We start from the raw sequence: 20,443 nt of genomic DNA on the forward strand, positions 1-20,443 counted from the left end.
GATGTGGGCCGCAGGCACCCTATGAGAACGCGCAAGGAAGGCTCAATCGGTTTTCCGGCCGAGACCTCGCCGGCGCTGCAAGCCCCCCAGAGGCGCTGGTGTCGTCAGGCCCGGCCGAGGACGCAGAACTCGTTGCCCTCCGGATCGGCCAGCACCGTCCACGGGACGTCGCCCTGGCCGAGGTCGAGGTCGGTGGCGCCAAGGGTCCGCAGCCGGGCCACCTCCGCCTCCTTGCCGTCGACGGGGTGGGGCAGCAGGTCGAGATGCACGCGGTTCCACCATGTCCTCGCGCCGGATGCGCGGCGGAACTCCAGATACGGCCCGACTCCCTGCGCGGAGCGCAGCATCGCGTGGTCATCGGTGACCTCGTGCAGGGTCCAGTCCATCACCTCGCCCCAGAACCGGACCATCGCCCGCGGATCCGCGCAGTCGACCACCACCGCGGCGATCGGCCCGGTGTCCTTGTAGATCTCCCGGGGCTCCAGCACGCAGAACACGTTGCCCTCCGGATCGGCCAGCACCGTCCACGGGACGTCGCCCTGGCCCACGTCCACGGGCGTCGCACCGAGATCCCTCAGGCGCGCGACCCACTCCGCCTGATGGGCCGCGGAGGAGGTGGCCAGATCCAGGTGCACGCGGTCCTCCACCGTCTCGGGGTCCGGGACGGTGACGAGGTCGACGCACACGGCGGTGGGGTCCGGCCAGTCGAAGCCCTCGGGTTCGAGGTTGGTCACGCCGGGTCCCTCGCTGGACGTGCCCCACCCGAGCGCCTCCGCCCAGAACCGGCCGAGCGCCGAGTCATCCCCGGCTTTGAAGTTCACCTGAACGAGTCGCAGCGTCATGGCGCCCCACCCTAAGCCCAGGTCGACGGGGTCGCTCCGTCAGGGGACGGACTCCGCGGCGGCGAGGGTCAGAGCGCCCGCCAGGGCGGCGCGGGCGCCCAGAGAGGAGGACCGCACCTGGACCCGGTCGCTGATCGCGGGCTGGGCGAAGCGCCGCAGGGACTCGCGGATCCCCTCCAGGAGGGGGTCGCCTCCCGTCGCGAGCTCGCCGCCGATGACGAGCATCGCCGGGTCCAGGGCGTTGCACAGGTCGGACAGGACGCGTCCGAGGCGGCGTCCCGCGTCGGCGACGATCCGGGCCACCACCGGGTTGCCGACCAGGGAGCCCAGGGACAGGTCGTCGGGCCGTTCGGGAAGCGGGAGGCCCGCCGCGATGAGCTGCCGCCACACCTCGCCGATCGACACCACCGACTCCAGGCAGCCGCGCTGCCCGCACCGGCACTGCGCCCCGCCCTCCTGGATCAGCGTGTGCCCGATCTCCCCCGACGCGCCGTACGCCCCGGTGTACCGGCGGCCCGCGAGGATCAGCCCGGCCCCGATGCCGTGGGACGCCTTCACGTAGATCAGGTCGGACACGCCCCGGGCGGCCCCGTGCGTGTGCTCGGCCAGCGCGGCGAGCTCCGCGTCGTTCGCGATCACCACCTCGCCGCCGAGCCGGGCGGTGAGCTCCTCCCGCGGCCGGACGCCGGCCCAGCCCGCGAGGATCGTGGCCGACTGGATCCGGCCGGTCGCCTGGTTGATCGGCCCCGGGATCCCCGCCACCGTCCGCAGCACCTGGCCGGCCGGGACCCCCGCCCGGTCGAGCAGGCCGGCGACCAGGTCCCCCGCCCGGTCGAGCGCGTTGCCCGCCGAGCCGTCCACGTCGACGGGCGCCCGTTCCTCGGCGACGACGTCCTGCGCGGTCGAGGCGAGGGCCGCGGAGACGTGCGTGTGCCCGAAGTCGATGCCGACGAGATACCCCGGGGGGCGGTGCGGCGACAGCGGGGAGGACGGCCTGCCGCGGCCCGCGCGCTCGGCGGCCGGGTGCTCGTGCACCAGTCCTTCGGCCAGCAGTCCCCGGACGATCCCCGCCACCGTGCTCGGTGCGAGCCCGGTGCGGCGGCTCAGCTCCTGCCGGGTCGCGGGAAAGGACTGGTTCAGCGCGTCGAGGATCGCGCGCCTGCTGCGCTCGATCCGCGGGTTCGGTGGGGTGGGCACCGGACCACGATATCCAATTAGAGCGTTGAACACACAAAATAATACTTTTTTAGAGTGTTGACCATAGAGATTTGTCCAATCTACGATCACCGGACCGTTTGTGGAGCGTTCCACCCCCACCCCCAGGGAGACGCATATGGGCCGTGCAGGCACCAAGTGGCGAAGAAGACGGGCGGCATCGCTCGTCGCGGCGGCGGCCCTCATGGTCCCGGGAGCGCTCGCGGCCGCTCCGGCCCGAGCCGCCGAGCCCGCCCCCTCGGGCGGACTCGCCGAGGCCGCCGGGAAGGACGCCCGGACCGTCAGGTCACCCGACGGCGATCTGCGCGTGGCCATCGCCACCGAGAACGGCCGCCTGACCTACAGCGTGAAGGAGCGCGGCAGGGTCCTCGTCGGCGCGTCCGGACTCGGCATGGATCTCGCCGGACGGTCCAGCCTCACGCGGGACATGTCCATCCGGTCCGTCGAACGGCGCACGATCGACGAGACGTGGAAGCCCGTCTGGGGCACGTCCAGCAAGGTCAGGAACCACGCGAACGAGCTCACCGTCCACGCCGTCCAGGCCGGGACCGGGTTCAAGCTCGACCTGGTGTTCCGGGTCTTCGACGACGGCGTCGGGTTCCGCTACCACTTCCCCGGACAGCCCGGCCTCGACGCCTACACCGTCACCGCCGAGCAGACCGAGTTCGCCTTCGAACCCGCCGCCAGGAGCTGGTCCATCGCCGCGGGCACCAACTGGACCGCCGACGAGAAGCACTACCGCGACCTGCCCCTGTCCAGCGTCCCCACCGCGCAGACCCCGATCACCGCCTCCCCCGCCGCCGGCTCCTACGTGGTGGTGCACGAGGCCGACCTGACCGACTACCCCAGCATGACCCTGAAGGCGGTGCCGGGACGGCCCGGCGCGTTCTCCAGCGACCTGATCAGCCTCCCCGACGGCACGAAGGCCAAGCTGAACGGCGAGTTCTCCACGCCCTGGCGCACCCTGACCACGGGTGAGCGGCCCGGCGACCTCGGCGAGTCCCACCTGACCGAGAACCTCAACGACCCGTGCGCGATCTGCGGCGACACGTCCTGGATCGAGCCCGCGACCTACGTCGGCGTCTGGTGGGAGCTGCAGCGGCGCGCCACCACCTGGAACGCCGGACCGAACCACGGCGCGACCACCGCGCGGGTCAAGCAGTACGTCGACCTGGCCAAGAAGGCGGGCGCCAAGTTCGTGCTGGCCGAGGGCTGGAACACCGACTCCGGCGGCTCGTGGAGCGGCCAGGACTTCCTCACCCCGCAGGCCGACCTCGACCTCCCTGAGGTGCTGCGGTACGCCAAGGCCAACGGCGTCGGGTTCATCGCGCACAACGAGACCCGGGGCGACGTCGACTACTACGACCAGAACCTGGAGAAGATCTTCTCCAGGTACGAGGCCCTCGGCATCCACTCGATCAAGACCGGCTACGCCACGAAGTACCTGCTCGGCGGCGTCAACCGCAGCCACTACGACCAGGAGGCCGTCCGGCACTACCAGCGGGTGGTCGACGCGGCGGCCCGGCACCGCATCACGGTCGACGCCCACGAGGCGATCAAGCCCACCGGCCTCGCGCGCACCTACCCGAACATGATGACCGGCGAGGGCGTCGCGGGCATGGAGCAGCACAACTACATGGGCGCGGGCGGCAACCCGCCCGCGCAGGCCACGATCCTCCCGTTCACCCGGTTCATGGGAGGGCCCGCCGACTACACGCCCGGCGTCCTCAACGTCACCTGGGACCCGGCCCGCCTCGGGACCCGCGTCCAGACGACCTCGGCCGCGCAGCTGGCCCTGTATCCGACGTTCTTCAGCCCAATGCAGATGCTCGCGGACACCCCCGAGAACTACGCCGCCCACCCCGGGTTCGCGTTCCTCAAGGACATGCCCGCCACGTGGGACGAGACCCGCGTCCTGGACAGCGCCATCGGGGACTACACCACCACGGCGCGCCGCAGCGGCGAGAACTGGTACCTCGGAGCGATCACCGACGAGAACGACCGGACCCTCCAGGTGCCGCTGTCGTTCCTGCCGCCCGGCACGTTCGTGGCGGAGGCCTACGCCGACGCCCAGGAGACCACCTGGAAGGGCGACCCGCTGCCCGTCGAGATCCGCAGGACGCTGGTCAGGTCCTCCACCCGGCTGTCCATGTCGCTCGTCGGCGGAGGCGGTCAGGCGGTCAAGCTCAGGCCCGCGACCGCCGACGACCTGCGCGCCCTCTCCGGCTACTCCGCGCCCCGCGCGGAATTCGGCGCCGCCGAGGCCGTCCTGGACCAGGCCACCCAGCGCCTCACCGTGAAGGCCCCGCTCACCAACGAGGGCAGCACCGTGGGCGGGTTCCAGGCCCGGGTGTTCCTCGACGGCCGCGCCGCCGGCGAGGCGCGGACCGTCCGCGTGGCGGGCGGCGGAACCCGGACCGTCGAGTGGACGCTGCCCGCCTCCGAAGTGCCCGACGGCGACTTCCGGGTCGCGGTGGGCGCGTCCGGCGCCGGCTCCGGCAAGCCGGTCCGGGTGGAGCAGGCGCGTTCGCTGCTCGAACTCGTCCAGGACCTGCGGCGTTCCGGCAAGATCACGCCGTCGGCGGCGGCCGGCCTCCAGCCCGCGATCGCCAAGAGCGAGGCCGCGCTCCGCCGGGGCGACGTCACCGGCCGCCTCCTGGCCCTGCAGGACCTGCGGCTCGCCCTCTACGGCCTGCCGCTCGACGAGGTGAGCGCACAGGCCCGCACCGCGATCGACGACCGGCTCGCCACCCGGCTCGGCGCACCGGAGGGGCTCCTCTCCCTCGCGCTCAAGGTGCGGGGGGCGGCCGATGACCGGGCCGTCGACCCGGCCCTGTCCGGCAGGCTCGCCGCCGAGGTCAAGGCCGCGGTCCACGCCGCGTCCGCGGGCGACGCCACGGAGATGAGGAAGGCGCTCGGCCGGTTCGACGCCCTGGTCGAGGCCGCGCAGATCGCCCCGGACGTCGCGGACGGCCTGCTGGCCGCGAGCCGGGCGCTCGCCGCCGAACCGCGCACGGCCGAGGCGGAGTCCGCGCAGCTCGTCAGCGGCGCGTGCCGGCGCACCGACCACACCGGCTACACCGGCACCGGATTCGTGGCCTGCCTGAAGACCAAGGACAGCGGCGTGCGGGTCGACGCCCCGGTCACCACCGAGGGCCTCTACACGGTCCGCCTCCGCTACGCCAACGGCATGGGCTCGACGCGGACCATGACCCTCGCCGGCGGCCCGCAGCCCGTCCAGGTCCACCTCCCCGACCTCGGGTCCTGGGACACGTGGTCGGAGGTGCGGGCCGGCGTCCACCTCGGCCCGGCCACGCCGCTGACCTTCGTCTACGGGGCGAACGACGACGGCAACGTCAACCTGGACTCGATCACCATCGAACCCGAACCTGGAGTCGTCCACCGGTAACCGGCGGCCCACCACGCGGAGGCGCGGTGCGGCGGTGCCCGAAGGGTCTCGGCCGAGACCCTGAACGGCACCGCCGCCTTCTCCAGATCCCAGGGCATCGCGGCGAAGAAGCCGGTGAGGATCCAGATCGTCAGCGGCAGGGCGAAGGACAGGTCGGGAAGGATCAGCGCGGGGAAGGTCCCCAGCCAAGGGATCTCGGTGAACAGCTGGAACATCGGGCCGAAACGGTCACCGCCGCTCGTGTCGAGCGCCACCACACCACGATGACGGCCGCGCCCGCGTACAGCCACAGGCGTCGCCGCGGCCACCGGCGAGTCGCTCGGGCGGCCGGAGTGGTCGGGCCATCGCGATCACAAACTGCGGGCGGTCTCCCGAAGCCGGAGGTCGCGTGTTATCGCGGGCGTATCAGAAATCGCATACGCCACCGCAACAGGCTCCCGTCTTCGGTGGGCGCGTGGACCGCGGCGGTCCGCCCCGAGCAAATGCCGCCGCGGCTTCGGAAGGTGACCGTGAAGAGGAGCGCGTCGTGCCGTACGAGAACGTTCGTCCGTCGTTGAGGAAGGCCGGTCTGGCCGCCGGTGTCGCCATGCTGGTGATGGCCCAGGCCGGGCCCGCCACCGCCGCCCCGGAACCCGTCGGGAACGTGCAGAAGGCGATGGAGGAGTTGGCCAAGGCTCCCGGGGTCGTGGGGGCCGTCGGCGGGGCCTACGTCGACGGGAAATCCATTGGAGTGGGCAGCGGGGGCTCCCGGCTGCTGGGGGGCAAGGGCGGGAGGATACCCGCGAACGCCCGTTTCCGGATCGCGTCCCAGACCAAGCAGATGGTGGCCACCGTCGTGCTCCAACTGGTCGAGGAGGGCAGGTTCGGCCTGGACGACAAGCTCGGCGAGCTGCTGCCGGTGGTGGTGGAGAAGGACCTGGTGGAGCGGGCCGACGAGGTCACGGTACGGCAGATGCTCCGGCACACATCCGGCATTCCCGACTGGTACTCCAAGCCGAATCCGGACGGGAGCGAGGGCGAAGACCCCGCGTTCGACGTGTTCGACTTCACGACCCACTACCAGCCGCTGGATCTGGTGAAGTGGAGCCGCGACCGGCCCCGGACCGGGGAACCGGGCGAGAGGTGGTCCTACTCCAACACCAACTACACCCTCCTCGGCATGATCATCGAGAGATCGACCGGCCGCGACCTGGCCGCCGAGCTGCACGGGCGCCTGTTCGGCCCGCTCGGTATGACCAAGACGTACCTTCCCGTCAAGCCGCCGGAGGGCATCAAGGGCCCGCACGGCCACGGCTACTACCCCGACGCCACCGGCAGGCTGCGCGACATGGACCGGTTCAACGCGAGCATCGCCGGGGCGGCTGGAGGAGTCGTCTCCACCGCCCACGACGTCAGCGCCTTCCAGCGGGCGTTCACCCAGGGCAGACCGCTGCCGCCGGAACTTCAACGCGTCCTGACCGACCGGCTGCCCGGTGGCCCGCAGCCCCTGGGCAGAACCCGGAACCTCTGCGGCGACGATCTCTACATCATGGGCGGGACCGCCCCCGGCCTCATCGCCATGACCTTCTACTCAGAGGACGGCCGCCGCCAGCTCTCGATTTCGGCCACCCTGAGCAGCAAGGACAACTCCGGAGCGGGCCAAGGCATGGGCAAGGCCATGGGGACCATCTTCTGCCCGTCCTCGTAGCGGCGGCTTCGGCCCCCCAGAGACCGACGGCGAGGGCATCCGGTTCCACCGGATGCCCTCGCCGTCGCTTTGCGCAAGAACGCCGCGACAGGCGAGCACACCGAACACCCCCTGCCCCTGCGCCCTGCCGGACGATCACCGCCGTGGGCCGGGGCGAGGTCCCCTGACACGTCCGGGACCGCCTCCTCCACGTCACACACCGGAAGCTCTGATCGCTGCGCATCGAGGCGCGCCGCGCCGCCCTGGCACACCGGGCCCGGCGGTGAACCGGATCCAGCCCTCGCCCCGCTCATCGCCCTCTCGGGCCATCGACGAGCCGGGCTCGCTCCCCCGCCGCAGCGCGACTCCATCGCCACTCTTATGAATGCGTGCACGACTCTTGCAGTTGAGTGCACATTCTGCACTGAAATACCCAATGGAAACGCTTTCTCGCCACTGGGGCGGTCACAGATGCGTACAGTTCGGATTGCTGACGGCAAAGGCCGTCCGTGAATCATCAAAGGAGAGAAGCGATGCGCAAGATCGCGATGATCGTCCGCCGGGCGATGAGCGCCGACCAGTACCCGTGCCCCTCCTGCGGCACTTACAACAGCGAGAACGCCAAGGTCTGCCAGGGCTGCGGCACTCGAATCGGCTGAGGTAGCGGCACACCGGGGCAACCCGATTTACTTTTACCTTTACCGATAATAGTCGGCTCCGGCGTTCGTTGCCTTGCAACGAGCGTCGGGGCTCATTTCTTGGCGTGCGGCTCTGCCGGCGAACTGTCGCCGCACGCGCGCCGGCACCCCTCTTCGCGACGAAGAACTCCCCCGGAGGCAGGACGCGAGTCCGTACGCAAGGGACCGCTCCTCGCCTGGACGTGAACCGCCCAAGATTGAAAGCGGAAATGCACACCGTGAGCACGAACGGGTTGGCCGCCGGCGACCGGTTCGCCTTCTGGCATGAGGTCAGTTCCCGAACCTGGGTCCCCTACGAGCTCAGCTGCGAACCGGACCTGGAGATGAGCTTCCAAGCCCGTATGGACATCTGGGACCTGGGTTCACTTCAGGTCGCGCTGATGACGACCACGCCCTATGTGATCCACCGGACGGCGAAGCTCATCCGCCAGGACGACCCCGGGTTGTGCAAACTCGGGATCGCCGTGGACGGTGCGGGGAACGCCGCGCAGAACGGCCGGGACACGGCCTTCGGCGTCGGCGACCTGGTTCTCTACGACACCTCGCGGCCGTACTCGGCGACACTCTCGGCCGACTCCCCCGTCGCTCGTCTGCTGGTGCTGCGGTTCTCGCGTGCCCTGCTGCCGCTGCCGGCCCGAGACCTCGACCGCCTGACCGCCGTGCGGATTCCAGGTGCCCAGGGGGTCGGGGCCCTCGCCTCGACCTTCCTCCTTCAACTCGCCCGGCACATCGACGAGTACAGCCCCACTGACCTGGCCAGGGTGTCCACCCTCTCGCTGGAGGCGCTGACCACCGCCCTCGCCCACGAGTTGGAGGCCGGCGACGCGGTGCCGCTGCACACCCGCCGGCGGGTGCTCCTGGTGCAGATCCACGCCTTCATCCAGCAGAACCTCGGTGATCCGGACCTGTCGCCGGCCTCGATCGCCGCCGCCCATCACATCTCCCTGCGCCTCCTCCACAAACTGTTCAACGAGCAGGGCCGCACGGTCGCCGGTTGGATCCGCGAACGCCGTCTGGAACACTGCCGCCGCGACCTGGCCGAACCGCTGCTCGCCACGCGTCGGATCAGCGAGATCGCGGCCCGGTGGGGGTTCTCCAGGCCGCAGCATTTCACCCAGGCGTTCCGCAATGCGTACGGCTTGTCTCCGCGCCAGTACAGGGAGGAGCAGTATTGGCGCGCGCGTAGGTAGGGCGACCAGCCTTTGACGGAGGTCGGTCTCACCCAAAGCGCGCGCCCACCACGGGCTCGCGCAAGCCGCCCGGGCACTGCACACCTCCCCGACGAGGCGTCCCTTCACCGCCGCAAGGCCCTGGACACCCTCACCGGCCTTGGTCTCGTCGTCCACGAGAAGATGACCGAAACCGAGATCGACACCAGACTCGCCGGACGTCCTCCCGCCCTCGACCGTGACGGTGTCGCCAGCGGTCGCCGTGAAGGGACAGCGTCAGCGATTGAGCAGGTAGCGGCGGGGCGTGGTGCCGACCGTGCGGCGGAAGGCCGCCAGGAACGCGCTCGCCGTGGCGTACCCCACGTCGTGCGCCACCCGCGATACCGGCTGCCCCTCGGCCAGCAGCGGCAGAGCGGCGCGCAGCCGTACCTGGGTGCGCCATTGGTCGAAGCTCATGCCGGTGTCGCGGACGAACAGCCGTGTCATCGTTCGCCTGCTCACGCCCGCCGCCCGGGCGTGTTCCTCCAGGCCGCGCGAGTCCGCCGGATCCGCGAGCAGGGCGTCCGCCACCACCCGGACCCGCTCGTCGGTGGCCTGCGGGACGTTGATGGGCCGGGTGGGCAGCGGGCGCAGCAGGTCGGGCACCACCGCCTCGGCGCGCGCCCGCGCGTCGTCGGCGAGGTCGGTGCGGGCCAGGTACCCGATCAGTTCGGCCAGCAGGCCGTCGACGCCGACCGCCGTGGGCTCGGACCAGTCCACCGGGCAGTGCTCCGGTGCCAGGTACAGGCTGCACAGCACCGCTTCACGGGTCGCGCCGGTCGTGTGGACGACGCCCGCGGGCAGCCACAGCGCCCTGGTGGGCGGCAGGATCCAGTACACCTCGTCCACGCCGACGCTCAGGACGCCTCGCCGGGTCCAGGCGAGCTGGTGGTGGGTGTGGCTGTGCGGCGCGAACCACTCCCCCGAGGCCAGCGGGAACCGGCCGACGATGATCGCGCCGATGTCCTCCATCCGGCTGTCCTCCATGCGACACAGGCTGGCCTCGTCGCGGATTGTGGTCAAATGCGGCGGATCGTAGCGTCGTCAGATGCCGATGATCGTGTTGTGCCTCGTCCAGTTCATGCTCGTGCTCGACGACACCGTCGTGAACGTCGCTCTGCCGAGCATCCGCGACGACCTGGGCTTCAGCGACTCCGGACTGCCCTGGACCGTCAACGCCTACTTCCTGGCCTTCGGCGGGTTGCTGCTCCTGTGCGGCCGGATGGCGGACCTGCTGGGCCGCCGCCGCGTCTTCCTCATCGGCGTGGCGATGTTCGGAGTGGCCAGCCTGGCGTGCGGGCTCGCGCAGCAGCCGTGGCAGCTCGTGACCGGGCGGTTCGCGCAGGGCGCGGGTGCGGCGATGGCCGGCCCGGCGGCGATGTCGATGATCACTTTGCTGTATCCGGGACGGAAGGAGCGGAGCAGGGCCCTGGGCATCTGGGGCGGCGTCGCGGCCCTGGGCGCGACCTCCGGCCTGGTGATCTCCGGCGTCCTGACCGACCTGGTGTCCTGGCGCGGGATCTTCCTGATCAACCTGCCCGTCGTCGTCATCGCCCTGGCGCTGCTCCCCCGCCTGGTCCCGGAGTCCCGCGCCCCCGGCCGGCGCCACCTCGGCGTTCCCGGCGCGGCCCTGGTCACCGGTGCCGCGGTGTCGCTGGTGTATGGGCTGCTGCACTCCGGCGAGACAGGCTGGAGCGATCCAACGGTCATCGGCGCCCTTGTGCTGTCGGCCGCCTCGGGGGCGATGTTCCTGAGGGCCGAGTCGCGAGCGGCGTCGCCACTGGTGCCCAGATCGTTCCTGGCTTCGCGGACGCGGGCGGCCGCCAATGGCGCGACCCTGCTGTTCTCGATGGCGATGTACGCGATGTCGTTCCTGTTGATGATCCAGGTGCAGACCGTCCTGGGGTACAGCCCGCTCCAGGCCGGCATCGCCTACCTCCCCTACGGCGGCGGCATTCTTGCGGGCATGTGGCTGTCCTCCCGCATCTCGCTCAGGCTCGGGACGCGGCGGACGCTCCTGCCGGCGTTCGCGGTCAACATCGCCGGTCTGCTGCTGCTGTCCGGCGTAGCGGCGGGCGACTCCTACGCCGCCCACGTCCTGCCCGGCATGCTCCTGCTGAGCGTGGGCAACGGGCTGAGCCTGCCGGTCATGGCCGCCGCCGCGGTCGAGGGCACCACCGAGAAGGACGCCGGTCTCGGCTCGGCCGTGTTCACCTGCGTCCAGCAACTCGGCGGCGCGATCGGGGTCGCCGCTCTGGCCATCATGGGATACGCGGGGGGACTCACGGCCGGCGCGGTCTGCATGGCGTTCGGCGCCGTGCTCATCGCCGCGCTGCTGCCGTCACGCGCCGGCGGCCCGCAACGTCCTGACGAACACCAGACCGACGAGCCGAGCGGACTGACAGCGGTTCCGCAGTAAGACGGGTCCAGAACTGCGGCAGCCACTACCGGGCCAGGCGTCTTGATGCTGGTGAGCTCGCGTAATCGTTCGGCGCGTCTTCGTCTGTGGCTTGGACTTCTCGGTCACCGGGTGTGGTCGCCGGGGGCGTAGCGGTTCTGGTCGAAGTCAGCGCCGCCGGTCGCGGCGGCGTCGTGCCGCCCGGGTTCTCGCCGTCGGCGACCGCGTTGTCCAAGAGGGTGTAGAGCTGGGCGGTCTCGGCGTTGGCGTGGCCGAGGTGCCCGCCGCCCATTGGCGAGGGCGCAAGCGATGCCCTCCAAGGCGTGCGCCTTTTCCAATAGGCTCCCGATCTGCCGAGCCAGCTCCAACGCCTGCTCATCTACCGCGCGTGCTCGATCAGATGCAGACGTCTACACCAGCAGCTCTCCCACGCTGCACAGCGTCTCCGTCTCCCCCAGCCGGTCGCCTGGGGGTACTCCCCGGGCTGGCTGCGGATGCGGCGCAGGTCGTTCAGGGTGTCGGCTTCGCCGAGCCGGTCATGGCCTCGATGCTCGCCACCGCCATGGGCGCGATGGGGCACCGGATGTGCATCATCCGTACCCCTTGTCTGCGCTGGTCGTGCGGGGCCGTGTGAGGTACGCCTACCCGCGAGTCAGTGGCAAGGGTTTTCGCCGTGATGGAAAGGCCTTCTGCTCGTGCTGGCGGCTGTCCATGCTGACCCCCGAGATGCGCCCCCATGAGGGCGCCAGTCGCCACGGAAAGTTGGGCAGATCATGCGCGCAGGTACTCGGATCGCTTTAGCTGCGGCAAGCACGGTGGTCGCAGGAGCGACGCTGATGATCCCGCTAGCGCCTTCGCAGGCGGCGGTCAACAGTCAGGCGCACAACGCGACGGCCGCTGCCGGCACGGAGTGCGTGAAGCACAGCTACGCGACAGCGTGCTTCGTGAAGCACGGAGACAAGATCTCGCTGTACGACGGGGGCTACACGACCGACAACCCGACGTCGATGAAGTGGAGAAACTACCTGCGAACCCGCTCCGGAGCGTGGAAGTACTACCGAAAAGGCTCTCACGCCAGCTTCCGGCCTCTTAGCTGGACGACCTGGAATTACAACTTCTACGAAGACCGGTCTGTGAACGCCTACGGGGGCAGGGGAAGCGGGATCCGCTTGTACGCGTGCACCAAGGAAGGCTGCTCGGGGTACATCTGGGTCCGCAACAACCAGTAGGCGGCGGAACGGGAGCGACAAGCCCCTCCATGGAGCCCCGATCATGCGATGAGGTTCACAGTCCGCCGGAAGGTCGCAGCGGCGGCTTCCAGGTCGGCGAGAGTCTTGCGCCAGTCGGCGGTTTCGTGCTGGTCCGTGTCGACCCGGTGCTGGTGGCCGAACTCACCGAGGTGTTCGGCGGTCTCGGCGAGCTTGTTCAGGACGGTCTCGACGCTCATCCCGCCGGTCGGGGCGGTGCGGAACCGGTGCGGCCGGGTGACGGTGATCGTGGACTTGCCCGCGCCGCCTCGGTGAGGATGTGCCGCTGCCGGAGCAGGACTGGGTCGCGGTGGACGAGCGAGAGTGGACCACGTCCCGTGATCAGGGCGCATGTAGGCGATCACCAGTGGTCGTATCGCCGAGGCCAGGCGCGCGATCAGTCGCGGTCGGTGGCCGAGGTCCGGAATCCATCCAGTCCGAAGGTCAGTAGCCGCTCGCCCTGAGGTGGGGAGCTCTGCTCGCCCGCCCATGCCGCCGCGTTGACCAGCGCGTACAGGTCCGGGGCGGTGACATCCGGCCGTACTTCACCGGCCGTTCGCGCCCGGGCCAGCAACTCCTCTCCCGCGGCGAGCACCGCTTTGCACGCCGCGTGCAGTTCGGAGGTTTCATCCTCGATGGCCTGCATAAGCGCGGCGCCGAGCCCCCGGTAGATCGTCGTGTGCACCATCGCCGCCCGCGCCCAGGTGGCCAGACCATCGAAGGGTGAGCACGCGGTGAGCAGCTCAGCGCCGGTCGCGGCCAGGGCCTGCATCCGATCACCCATCAGGGCCTCCAGTAGGGCCCGGCGGGTGGGGAAATGGCCGTAGAGCGTGCCGTTGGCCACCCCGGCCCGGCGCGCGATCGCCTCCAGGGAGAAGTCCGCGCCGTGCTCGGCGAACGCGGCCGCCGCTTCCGTCAGCAGCCGTTCGTAGTTGCGACGTGCGTCCGCGCGCATGCGACGACGAGATGGCGGTGTGCCGGTGTTCATGAGCAAACCCTCGCTTGCAAAGTTGAGACTGTCTCGATATTTTCTCGGGACAGTCTCGACTTTACCGTTTCCGGAGGTCCCTCACATGACCACGCCCGTGGAGCATTCGCTCTCCACCACCGCCGCGAGCAGGGCCGGCAAGCCTGTCCTGGTCACCGGCGCCACAGGCCGACAGGGCGGAGCCACCGCCGCACGCCTGCTGGCCGACGGCTGGCCGGTCCGCGTTCTGGTCCGGGATCCCGCCGCCACGGCCGCCCGCGTACTGGCCGCAACGGGCGCCGAGTTGCGGCTGGGTGACCTGGACGATCCCGGCAGTCTCAAAGCAGCCATGGCCGGCGCCCACGGCGTCTTCGCCGTCACCCCCGACGACCCGGACAGCGAACGCGAGATCCGGCGCGGCCGTCACCTGTCGGAGGCCGCGGACGCGGCCGGCGTGTCCCACCTGGTCTTCGCCTCCGTCGGCGGTGCCGAGCGAGGCACCGGCATCTCCTACTGGGAGAGCAAGTGGGCCATCGAGCAGCACATCGCCGCCCTCGGACTGCCGGCCACCGTCCTGCGACCGGTGCGCTTCATGGAGAACCACGCCATCCCCGGCCTTGGGCTGGGCGGCATCTCCACCGACGGAGTCCTGCGCCACCTGTTCGCCCCCGATGTGCCCGTGCAACTCGTCGCCGTGAGCGACATCGGCGCCTTCGCCGCCCTCGCCTTCGCCGACCCCGCCGCCTATCTCGGCCAGGCCCTGGAGCTGGCAGGCGACGAACTGACCCCCGAGGCCACCGTGCGCCTGATCAGCCGGCGGCTCGGGCGCCAGATCACTTACCAGCAGGTCGCCGGCGAGGAGCTGAACCTGAGCGAGGACGCCACTCGGGCCTTCACCGCCCAACGCGGGCTGTGGCGCGCCGACATCCCCGCCCTGCGCCACCACCACCCGGACCTGCTGGACTTCCCAAGCTGGCTGGACCAAGGCGGCACCGAAGCCATCGCCGCACTCCTCGACGGCGACCCATCCGATCCGCCAGCAGCCGGTGCGGCCGCTCGTCCGCGCGTCGAACTATGAGATAGCGGTTGACCGGTCAGCCTGCGTCCTGACATCCGGCCGCCCCTGGCCCTGGAGTTGGCGGGCGATGCGGGTTCCGTCCGGTGTCATGGCGTACGTCGTCGGCTCCCTCGCTCCGCCCTCAGACACCTGCTGCCACCGCGGTGCCCAGCCCCAGCAGGACGACGCCGGTGGTCACGCTGAGTCCCCGCAGGACGCTCGGCCGCGACACCAGGGCGCGCCCTCGGCTGACGGCCCAGGTGAGCAGCATGTACCAAGAGGCGCTGACGAGTGCCCACACGGCTCCCAGGCCGACGGTCGACAGGAACACCGGGCCCTCCGCGGTCACGAACTGGGGCAGCACCGAGATGGCGAACACGCCCGCCTTGGGGTTGCCGAGATTGGTGACCAGACCGGTGAGGTACCCGCCCGCGAAGCCAGTGCCGCGCTCGCCGTCGCAGGGCGTGCGGGTGGACACGGTGGTGAGCGCGGTCCGCAGCGTCTTCACTCCGAGGATCATCAGCACGACGCCGCCTGCGATTCGGAGGGCCGCGTACGCGGCGGGGCTGGCCAGCAGGACGGCGGACAGCCCGGCCGCGGCGGCCGTGGACCACAGCACGAAGCCGCTGGCATTGCCCGCGAGCGTGCCTCGGAGCGCACGTTGACCCCCTTCCAGAACCTGCCGGATCATCAGGGCCTGACTCGCGCCTGGCAGCATCGCCAGCAGCAAGGTGGTGGCGATGAAAACGGGCAGATGCGTGGGCATGGGAAAGAACCCCTTCCGGGGAGTGCGGCCGATGGGTGCACCACCAGGCTTCCTGTCTCGCGCCCCTAAGAGAAGTTAAAAGAGCGAGCTTCAGCGTTAGGATTAGTGAATGCTGGTGGATCCGGGACAGCTACGGCTTCTCGCGTTGATCGAGCGGCACGGCTCCCTGACGGCGGCGGCCAACGCACTCCAGCTCACGCCCGCGGCGGTCACCCAGCAGGTGGCCAAGGCCGAGCGCGACTGGCAGGTGCCCCTGGTCATCCGCGGTCCTCGGGGAGCGACGCTCACCGCGGCCGGTGCGCTGCTCGCCTCCCACGGTCGAACCGTCGAGGAGGCATCGGACAGAGCCGAGGCGGAACTGGCCGCACTGCTCGGCCACCTCTCGCTCCGTCTGCGGATCGGGACCTTCCAGGCGGCTGCCCTGCACCTGCTGCCACCGGCCCTGACGGCTCTGCGACACCGGCATCCGGAGGCCGACGTCTCCGTCATCGACGTGGTGTCCGGACGCGGAGCGGACGAAATCAGCGCGGGGCGCCTGGACGTGGCCATCGTCGCGTCCTGGAGCACCCCATTCGCGCCGCCCCCACACCTACGGGCCCACCCGCTTCTGCTGGACCCGATGGTCGTGGTTCTCCCCGACGACCATCCACTGGCCGTCGAGCGGCCCGCGGGCACCGAGTTTCACCTGGAACGACTGCGCGACGATTCGTGGGTTTCCATCCTGGCCGGCCATGCCGCCCGCGAACAGTTCCACGATGCTGCCCGCGAGGCCGGCTTCACTCCCACCGTCCGGTTCGAGACCGAGTCCTACGACGTCGCCCAGGCCCTCGTCGGCACGGGCATCGCAGTGGCCCTGGTCTCGCGCCTGGCCCTGACGCATGCGCCTGGCACCACTCATCGCGAACTGGCCCACCCCAGGCCCTACCGCCAGCTCTACGCCGTGACCAGAACCGACGCCGGCCTCACACCACTCGCAGACATGCTCATCGACCTCCTACGTGATGTCGCCCGCGACATCACCGCCACCTGGGAGGCTCCCCTGCAAGAGCAGGGCTCATCGAACTCACCGCACAGAACCTGAAGCGCCCTCCGAACCGCCCCCGCCTGATCCAAGCGGCCCCACTCCGATTTCGGCCACCGCAGGGTGCGAGTGCTCAGTGGAGGACGGTGAGCAGGCCCTCGACGCCGCGTTGGAAAGCGCCGCCGACGCTCTCGACGCCGTCGAGGTGGGCGCCGGTCATGGCGCCGTCGCGCATCATGACGAAGTGCCGGGCGGCGTGCTCGGGTTTGCCGCGTCGCGGTGAATCCCCGAAGACCCGCGCGAACAGCTCCGTGAGTGTGGCCATGTACCAGGCCCGGTGATCGAGGACGACCTGCCGCACCGGGTCGTTGGGGTCGGGGTACTCGTTTGCGGCATTGAGGAAAGCACATCCGCGGAACTCTGGTCTGGCCAGGTCGTCGGCGACGGAGGCGCCGATCGTGCGCAGCGCGTCGGCCGGCGAGGGCGCGGCTTCGATGGCGGCCTGCGTGTCGGAGCGGATGTGGGCGTCAACACCGCGCAGGTAGGCGAGTACGAGGTCTTCCTTCGAGGGGAAGTGCCGGTAGAACGTCGCGCGGGTGGCCGGCGCCTCGGCGAGGATCCGCTCGACCCCGACCGCGCGGATGCCCTCCCGGTAGAACAGGGCGCTGGCCGTGGACAACAGTCGTTCTCGAGCCTCGGACCGCCCCTGCCTCCCCGCGCTGCCGCTCTGGCCGTCTGTCATGACCATCACCGCCCCGGCTGCGACCGGCGTCGCACCGACGCTTCGGCGGCTCTACTTCGTGCGCTTCGGGTTCGCCCTCGTCTGGGCGGCCCTGCTGTTCCCGACCGCGTCCAGCATCAACCCGCTGACCGCGGTGCTGATCGTGCTGTACCCGGCGTTCGACGTGGCCGCCGCCATAGTCGATGCCCGCTCCGCCCGGGTAGACGTGAGTGGCGGGTCGGCCCAAGGCCTCTACGTCAACATCGCGATCAGCACCCTCGCCACCGTCGGACTCGCCGTCGCCCTCGCCTCCGGAATCCCGGCCGCCCTGCGCGTCTGGGGGGCCTGGGCCGTCGTGGCCGGCATCGTGCAGCTCGTCGTGGCCGTCCGGCGGCGCCGATTGGGCGGCCAGTGGGCGATGATCGCCAGCGGGGCGATCTCCGTGCTGGCCGGCACGTCGTTCTTCCTCATGGCGTCCCGCGAAGACGCTTCTCTGTCCAACGTGGCCGGCTACGCCCTGCTCGGCGGCGTCTTCTTCCTCGTCTCAGCACTGCGCCTCGGACGGAACGTCAACCAGAGCGCCAGTGGGAGGCACTGACCTGACCGACCACGACCCGAAGGATCTGGCAGGCGGTGAGGGCGGAGTGGCGGAGTGGCGGAGTCGCTGGGGCGATCAGCCGCGGGCGTGGGGGTCCATGTCGCGAGCGGCGGTCTTGAACAGATGCTCGCCGCGCGGGCAGGACAGTCGCCGCATGGTGGACGCCAAGTCGATGTCAGGGGTTGGCCCACGTACGCCAGCGGTGAGCGTGCACGGAGGAGGGCACCGCGGCAAAGTGGGGCCGCCCCTTCGACTGCGGCGCCAGATTGCATGTGCGAGAACGCATCGGCAGGGACACCTGGGGGCATCGCGGCGGTCCCCCGCCTGGACGGCCCCGGACCGGGCGACGAGAGCGTGTCAGCCTGCTCGATCCGACGGCTGATCATGAGCCGATCGCTGCCCCGCCGGCAGCGATCCGGCTACTCCCGTGGTGAGGGCGGGCCCGGTCAGCTCTTCGGCCAGGAGATCCATGAGGAGACCGTCGTGCCACGTGCCGTCGGCGCCGCGTTCGTACCGGCGCATGACGCCGACCGGACGGAAGCCGACCTTTTCGTAACAGCGGATGGCGGCAACGTTGGAGACCGCAGGGTCGATGGTGATCCGGTGGTGCCCGTGGCCCTCGAACAGGTGCCTGGCGAGAGTGCGGATCGCGTCGGGCCCCAGGCCGCGCCCGCGCACGGACGGGTCGAGGTAGATGTCGATACCGGCGTGTCGGTAATCGGGGTCCAGTTCGGCATGCCACTGAATCAGGCCGATGGTCTGGCCCTCGTGCTCGACGGCCAGTTTCCCGGTGTCGGATTCGGCGAGCTCGCGGGCCACTTCGGCGGCCGGGTCCGGGCCGCCTCGCCACCACCGGCGGATCTCCGGTCTTGCACGGATCGCTGCCAGCACCGGCACGTCGTCCACCGTCGCGGGCCGCAGGGTCACCCACTGGCCGTGAAGTCTCTCGGGCATGATCCGACGATATCCGCGGCACCGTCCACCGGTACCTGATGCCGTTGGCAGGTTCTCTCATCCGATACGGCCGAACGCCGGCTTCGCGGGACGCCCGCGGGGATGCGGGAACAGGGCAGAATGAAGCGGCCTCCCAAAGAGGCCGCTTCATGTCGGAGGTCTTCGCCGGTTCGGCGAAAACCCTGTTTGTTCAGCGTCGGCGCGGGCGGTCTCTCGAACCGCTCAGGCTGCCGACGATCAGACCGACAAAGAAGCCGATCAAGGTGCCCGTCATCCCTGAGGCGACGATCGCGGTCGCGGAGCCGTCGGGGTGCTCGATGAAGCCGCCGACGACACCAACGATGCCGACCACGACGCCGAGGACGCCGAGGACGATCCCACCGATCCAGATGCCGAGGATGGCATCGATCAGGGCATCGTCGGAATCGTTCGGTGAGTCGTTCTTAGCGGGCTCAGGCATCTAGATCACACCTTCGTTCTGGTTTTGCCTTTTCGCGCGAGGCGAGGGGCGTGCCCCACCTTGTGGGGGCGCTTGATGGCCATCAAGCCAAAAATTTCGGCTGCCGGCTACGCCAGAACGCCCGGCGCGGGCACTTTGGAGGACATGAAACTCCCCCTCAGGCTGGTCACAGCGTCGTCGGCGCCGACGGCCGTTCCGTTCGCCCTAGGGATGCAACTCTCTGACCAATACGAGGTCTCAGTGGTGACGTGCGCGGATCAGCAATGCGAGCGGCCGCGCGGGTCACCGCGACATGAGAACAGGCCCCCGAAGCGCCGAAAATCACGCGACATGCCTTTGCGTGGCCGCTCCGCGGCGGGGGCTCACCGCCTTCACGCTCGGGGAATGAATCCCGCCGGAGCGCGAAGCGCATGTGATGCCGATCACGGCTGGCCGTCGCCTTGCTGAGAACGGGTCGCTTCCGACTCCGGAGGAGCTACGGGCGCCCTTGCCTACGGTCGCCCTTGCCTGCGGAGGCCCAGGTGACCGGAGAGCCCGCGGTGCGGATCGTCACGACGGACTCCGGCCGCGTCTCGGCCATCACCCGCCGGCCCGACGGGACCGGCGGGACCGGCGGGACCGAGGTCCTGGACCCCGGGGAATGGCAACTCCAGGTCCGTGAGGGCCTAGAGCTTGAACCCATGATTGACCGGTCCGCAGGATTGAGGCCCCTCAACCTGCGGGCCGACGCTTTTTGAGACCTGGACCAGGACGCCAGTCAGGATCCTATGAGTCGCTAGCGGGGCCGCTAATTCCCACGAGGCGCCCCAGACGTCCGCGGCTCGCGGAGGTTGCGACGACTTTGGTCGCCGCATCCGCGACGACCAAAGTCGTGATCGCTGTAGACCTTGGCTCGTATCGCCCGGCGTCCGAGGCCGACACACTCATCCCATGTGGGGAATTCTTGGGGTAATCATAATAATCCAGGGCTTTGGCTCGGCCATCGCCACGGTGTTCAGTGACGACGCGAAGTTCGGGTTCCTGCTGAAGTGGGCGCACGACTATCAGCCGTTCATCGGCATCGCGACCGGCCTCCTCGGGATCGGAGTGGTCGTCCTGGGCGAGCGCGGCAAGAGTTCGGACGGCGGCTGACGGCGAGGGCCGATTCTCAGCGAGAAGGACGGCGCCGGGACCGAACCGCTGCACCGTCGCGGCAGCAACCCACGTTGCTGCCCCA

The 20,443-nt window shown here is 70.2% G+C and carries 19 protein-coding genes and 1 pseudogene; 10 read left to right on the forward strand and 10 right to left on the reverse strand.

Translation table 11 applies throughout. The features are described from left to right. Positions 1-104: 104 nt before the first annotated feature. Positions 105-842 carry a VOC family protein gene (locus ACQEU6_RS06765; RefSeq protein WP_499329750.1) on the reverse strand — a complete coding sequence of 246 codons (738 nt, stop codon included), beginning with the start codon at positions 840-842 and terminating at the stop codon, positions 105-107. A gap of 39 nt (positions 843-881) precedes the next feature. After that, a complete protein-coding gene (locus ACQEU6_RS06770; protein ID WP_499329752.1) occupies positions 882-2,039 on the reverse strand; it encodes an ROK family protein in 1,158 nt (385 codons plus the stop codon). A gap of 136 nt (positions 2,040-2,175) precedes the next feature. Between ACQEU6_RS06770 and ACQEU6_RS06775 the strand changes: the two genes are divergently transcribed. After that, positions 2,176-5,466, forward strand: coding sequence for a glycoside hydrolase family 97 N-terminal domain-containing protein (locus ACQEU6_RS06775; protein ID WP_499329754.1), 3,291 nt, complete (start codon positions 2,176-2,178; stop codon positions 5,464-5,466). Here ACQEU6_RS06775 and ACQEU6_RS06780 read toward each other — a convergent pair. Then, positions 5,388-5,720: a hypothetical protein gene (locus ACQEU6_RS06780; protein ID WP_499329756.1), complete on the reverse strand. Its 333-nt coding sequence runs from the start codon at positions 5,718-5,720 to the stop codon at positions 5,388-5,390. The two genes, ACQEU6_RS06775 and ACQEU6_RS06780, sit on opposite strands and share 79 nt — an antisense overlap. A 272-nt stretch (positions 5,721-5,992) precedes the next feature. Here ACQEU6_RS06780 and ACQEU6_RS06785 point away from each other — a divergent pair, with 272 nt between their 5' ends. The 3 genes from ACQEU6_RS06785 (at position 5,993) to ACQEU6_RS06795 (ending at position 9,020) form a co-directional block, all read left to right on the forward strand. Continuing rightward, complete coding sequence (locus tag ACQEU6_RS06785; RefSeq protein WP_499329758.1) at positions 5,993-7,153, forward strand: serine hydrolase domain-containing protein; 1,161 nt, start codon at positions 5,993-5,995, stop codon at positions 7,151-7,153. A 512-nt stretch (positions 7,154-7,665) separates the two neighbouring features. Next, complete coding sequence (locus ACQEU6_RS06790) at positions 7,666-7,791, forward strand: zinc-ribbon domain-containing protein (protein ID WP_499329760.1); 126 nt, start codon at positions 7,666-7,668, stop codon at positions 7,789-7,791. A 257-nt stretch (positions 7,792-8,048) separates the two neighbouring features. Further along, a complete protein-coding gene (locus tag ACQEU6_RS06795) occupies positions 8,049-9,020 on the forward strand; it encodes an AraC-like ligand-binding domain-containing protein (protein ID WP_499329762.1) in 972 nt (323 codons plus the stop codon). Positions 9,021-9,275: 255 nt separating this feature from the next. Here ACQEU6_RS06795 and ACQEU6_RS06800 read toward each other — a convergent pair whose 3' ends face one another. Beyond that, positions 9,276-10,025 (reverse strand): helix-turn-helix domain-containing protein, encoded by a 750-nt coding sequence (locus ACQEU6_RS06800; protein ID WP_499329764.1) that lies wholly within the window; start codon positions 10,023-10,025, stop codon positions 9,276-9,278. 61 nt (positions 10,026-10,086) lie between these two features. Here ACQEU6_RS06800 and ACQEU6_RS06805 point away from each other — a divergent pair, with 61 nt between their 5' ends. Together ACQEU6_RS06805 and ACQEU6_RS06810 are read left to right on the forward strand one after the other, a co-directional pair. After that, positions 10,087-11,457, forward strand: coding sequence for an MFS transporter (locus tag ACQEU6_RS06805; protein WP_499329765.1), 1,371 nt, complete (start codon positions 10,087-10,089; stop codon positions 11,455-11,457). Positions 11,458-12,272: 815 nt separating this feature from the next. Further along, a complete protein-coding gene (locus ACQEU6_RS06810) occupies positions 12,273-12,665 on the forward strand; it encodes a hypothetical protein (protein WP_499329767.1) in 393 nt (130 codons plus the stop codon). Between the two features lie 41 nt (positions 12,666-12,706). On the opposite strand, the gene ACQEU6_RS06815 is transcribed toward ACQEU6_RS06810, so the two are convergent. Then, the gene (locus ACQEU6_RS06815) at positions 12,707-12,883 is read right to left on the reverse strand and encodes a hypothetical protein (RefSeq protein ID WP_499329769.1); all 177 of its coding nucleotides are present in this window, start codon (positions 12,881-12,883) and stop codon (positions 12,707-12,709) included. 197 nt (positions 12,884-13,080) lie between these two features. Beyond that, positions 13,081-13,671: a TetR/AcrR family transcriptional regulator gene (locus ACQEU6_RS06820; RefSeq protein WP_499329772.1), complete on the reverse strand. Its 591-nt coding sequence runs from the start codon at positions 13,669-13,671 to the stop codon at positions 13,081-13,083. 85 nt (positions 13,672-13,756) lie between these two features. On the opposite strand from ACQEU6_RS06820, the gene ACQEU6_RS06825 reads away from it, so the two are divergent. Then, entirely contained in the window at positions 13,757-14,728 is a 972-nt protein-coding gene (locus ACQEU6_RS06825; RefSeq protein WP_499329775.1) for an NmrA/HSCARG family protein, read from the forward strand. 121 nt (positions 14,729-14,849) lie between these two features. On the opposite strand, the gene ACQEU6_RS06830 is transcribed toward ACQEU6_RS06825, so the two are convergent. Then, complete coding sequence (locus ACQEU6_RS06830) at positions 14,850-15,473, reverse strand: LysE family translocator (RefSeq protein ID WP_499329778.1); 624 nt, start codon at positions 15,471-15,473, stop codon at positions 14,850-14,852. A 109-nt stretch (positions 15,474-15,582) separates the two neighbouring features. On the opposite strand from ACQEU6_RS06830, the gene ACQEU6_RS06835 reads away from it, so the two are divergent. Beyond that, positions 15,583-16,554 (forward strand): LysR family transcriptional regulator, encoded by a 972-nt coding sequence (locus ACQEU6_RS06835; RefSeq protein WP_499329783.1) that lies wholly within the window; start codon positions 15,583-15,585, stop codon positions 16,552-16,554. A 73-nt stretch (positions 16,555-16,627) separates the two neighbouring features. Here the strand turns inward: ACQEU6_RS06835 and ACQEU6_RS06840 are convergent, their stop codons facing one another. After that, positions 16,628-17,173 (reverse strand): TetR/AcrR family transcriptional regulator, encoded by a 546-nt coding sequence (locus tag ACQEU6_RS06840; protein ID WP_499329787.1) that lies wholly within the window; start codon positions 17,171-17,173, stop codon positions 16,628-16,630. Positions 17,174-17,234: 61 nt separating this feature from the next. Here ACQEU6_RS06840 and ACQEU6_RS06845 point away from each other — a divergent pair, with 61 nt between their 5' ends. After that, a complete protein-coding gene (locus ACQEU6_RS06845; protein WP_499329791.1) occupies positions 17,235-17,813 on the forward strand; it encodes a hypothetical protein in 579 nt (192 codons plus the stop codon). A gap of 444 nt (positions 17,814-18,257) precedes the next feature. On the opposite strand, the pseudogene ACQEU6_RS06850 reads toward ACQEU6_RS06845, so the two are convergent. Beyond that, positions 18,258-18,767: pseudogene (locus ACQEU6_RS06850) on the reverse strand (GNAT family N-acetyltransferase); the annotation flags it as partial. A gap of 190 nt (positions 18,768-18,957) precedes the next feature. Next, positions 18,958-19,227 (reverse strand): hypothetical protein, encoded by a 270-nt coding sequence (locus ACQEU6_RS06855; RefSeq protein ID WP_499329795.1) that lies wholly within the window; start codon positions 19,225-19,227, stop codon positions 18,958-18,960. A gap of 990 nt (positions 19,228-20,217) precedes the next feature. Here ACQEU6_RS06855 and ACQEU6_RS06860 point away from each other — a divergent pair. Next, on the forward strand, positions 20,218-20,358 hold the full coding sequence (locus ACQEU6_RS06860; protein ID WP_499329798.1) for a hypothetical protein: 141 nt from the start codon (positions 20,218-20,220) through the stop codon (positions 20,356-20,358). The last annotated feature ends 85 nt before the right edge of the window (positions 20,359-20,443 follow it).

Source organism: Spirillospora sp. CA-108201 (genome assembly GCF_050936235.1).
Classification (GTDB): Bacteria; Actinomycetota; Actinomycetes; order Streptosporangiales; family Streptosporangiaceae; genus Spirillospora.

What these genes read in the sequence shown, in the direction of transcription:
- ACQEU6_RS06815 (WP_499329769.1), bottom strand. Translation starts at nt 12,883, where the DNA reads ATGAGCGTCGAGACCGTCCTGAACAAGCTCGCCGAGACCGCCGAACAC.
- ACQEU6_RS06820 (WP_499329772.1), bottom strand. Translation starts at nt 13,671, where the DNA reads ATGAACACCGGCACACCGCCATCTCGTCGTCGCATGCGCGCGGACGCA.
- ACQEU6_RS06805 (WP_499329765.1), top strand. Translation starts at nt 10,087, where the DNA reads ATGCCGATGATCGTGTTGTGCCTCGTCCAGTTCATGCTCGTGCTCGAC.
- ACQEU6_RS06775 (WP_499329754.1), top strand. Translation starts at nt 2,176, where the DNA reads ATGGGCCGTGCAGGCACCAAGTGGCGAAGAAGACGGGCGGCATCGCTC.
- ACQEU6_RS06800 (WP_499329764.1), bottom strand. Translation starts at nt 10,025, where the DNA reads ATGGAGGACAGCCGGATGGAGGACATCGGCGCGATCATCGTCGGCCGG.
- ACQEU6_RS06855 (WP_499329795.1), bottom strand. Translation starts at nt 19,227, where the DNA reads ATGCCTGAGCCCGCTAAGAACGACTCACCGAACGATTCCGACGATGCC.
- ACQEU6_RS06825 (WP_499329775.1), top strand. Translation starts at nt 13,757, where the DNA reads ATGACCACGCCCGTGGAGCATTCGCTCTCCACCACCGCCGCGAGCAGG.
- ACQEU6_RS06765 (WP_499329750.1), bottom strand. Translation starts at nt 842, where the DNA reads ATGACGCTGCGACTCGTTCAGGTGAACTTCAAAGCCGGGGATGACTCG.
- ACQEU6_RS06830 (WP_499329778.1), bottom strand. Translation starts at nt 15,473, where the DNA reads ATGCCCACGCATCTGCCCGTTTTCATCGCCACCACCTTGCTGCTGGCG.
- ACQEU6_RS06790 (WP_499329760.1), top strand. Translation starts at nt 7,666, where the DNA reads ATGCGCAAGATCGCGATGATCGTCCGCCGGGCGATGAGCGCCGACCAG.
- ACQEU6_RS06810 (WP_499329767.1), top strand. Translation starts at nt 12,273, where the DNA reads ATGATCCCGCTAGCGCCTTCGCAGGCGGCGGTCAACAGTCAGGCGCAC.
- ACQEU6_RS06835 (WP_499329783.1), top strand. Translation starts at nt 15,583, where the DNA reads ATGCTGGTGGATCCGGGACAGCTACGGCTTCTCGCGTTGATCGAGCGG.
- ACQEU6_RS06845 (WP_499329791.1), top strand. Translation starts at nt 17,235, where the DNA reads ATGACCATCACCGCCCCGGCTGCGACCGGCGTCGCACCGACGCTTCGG.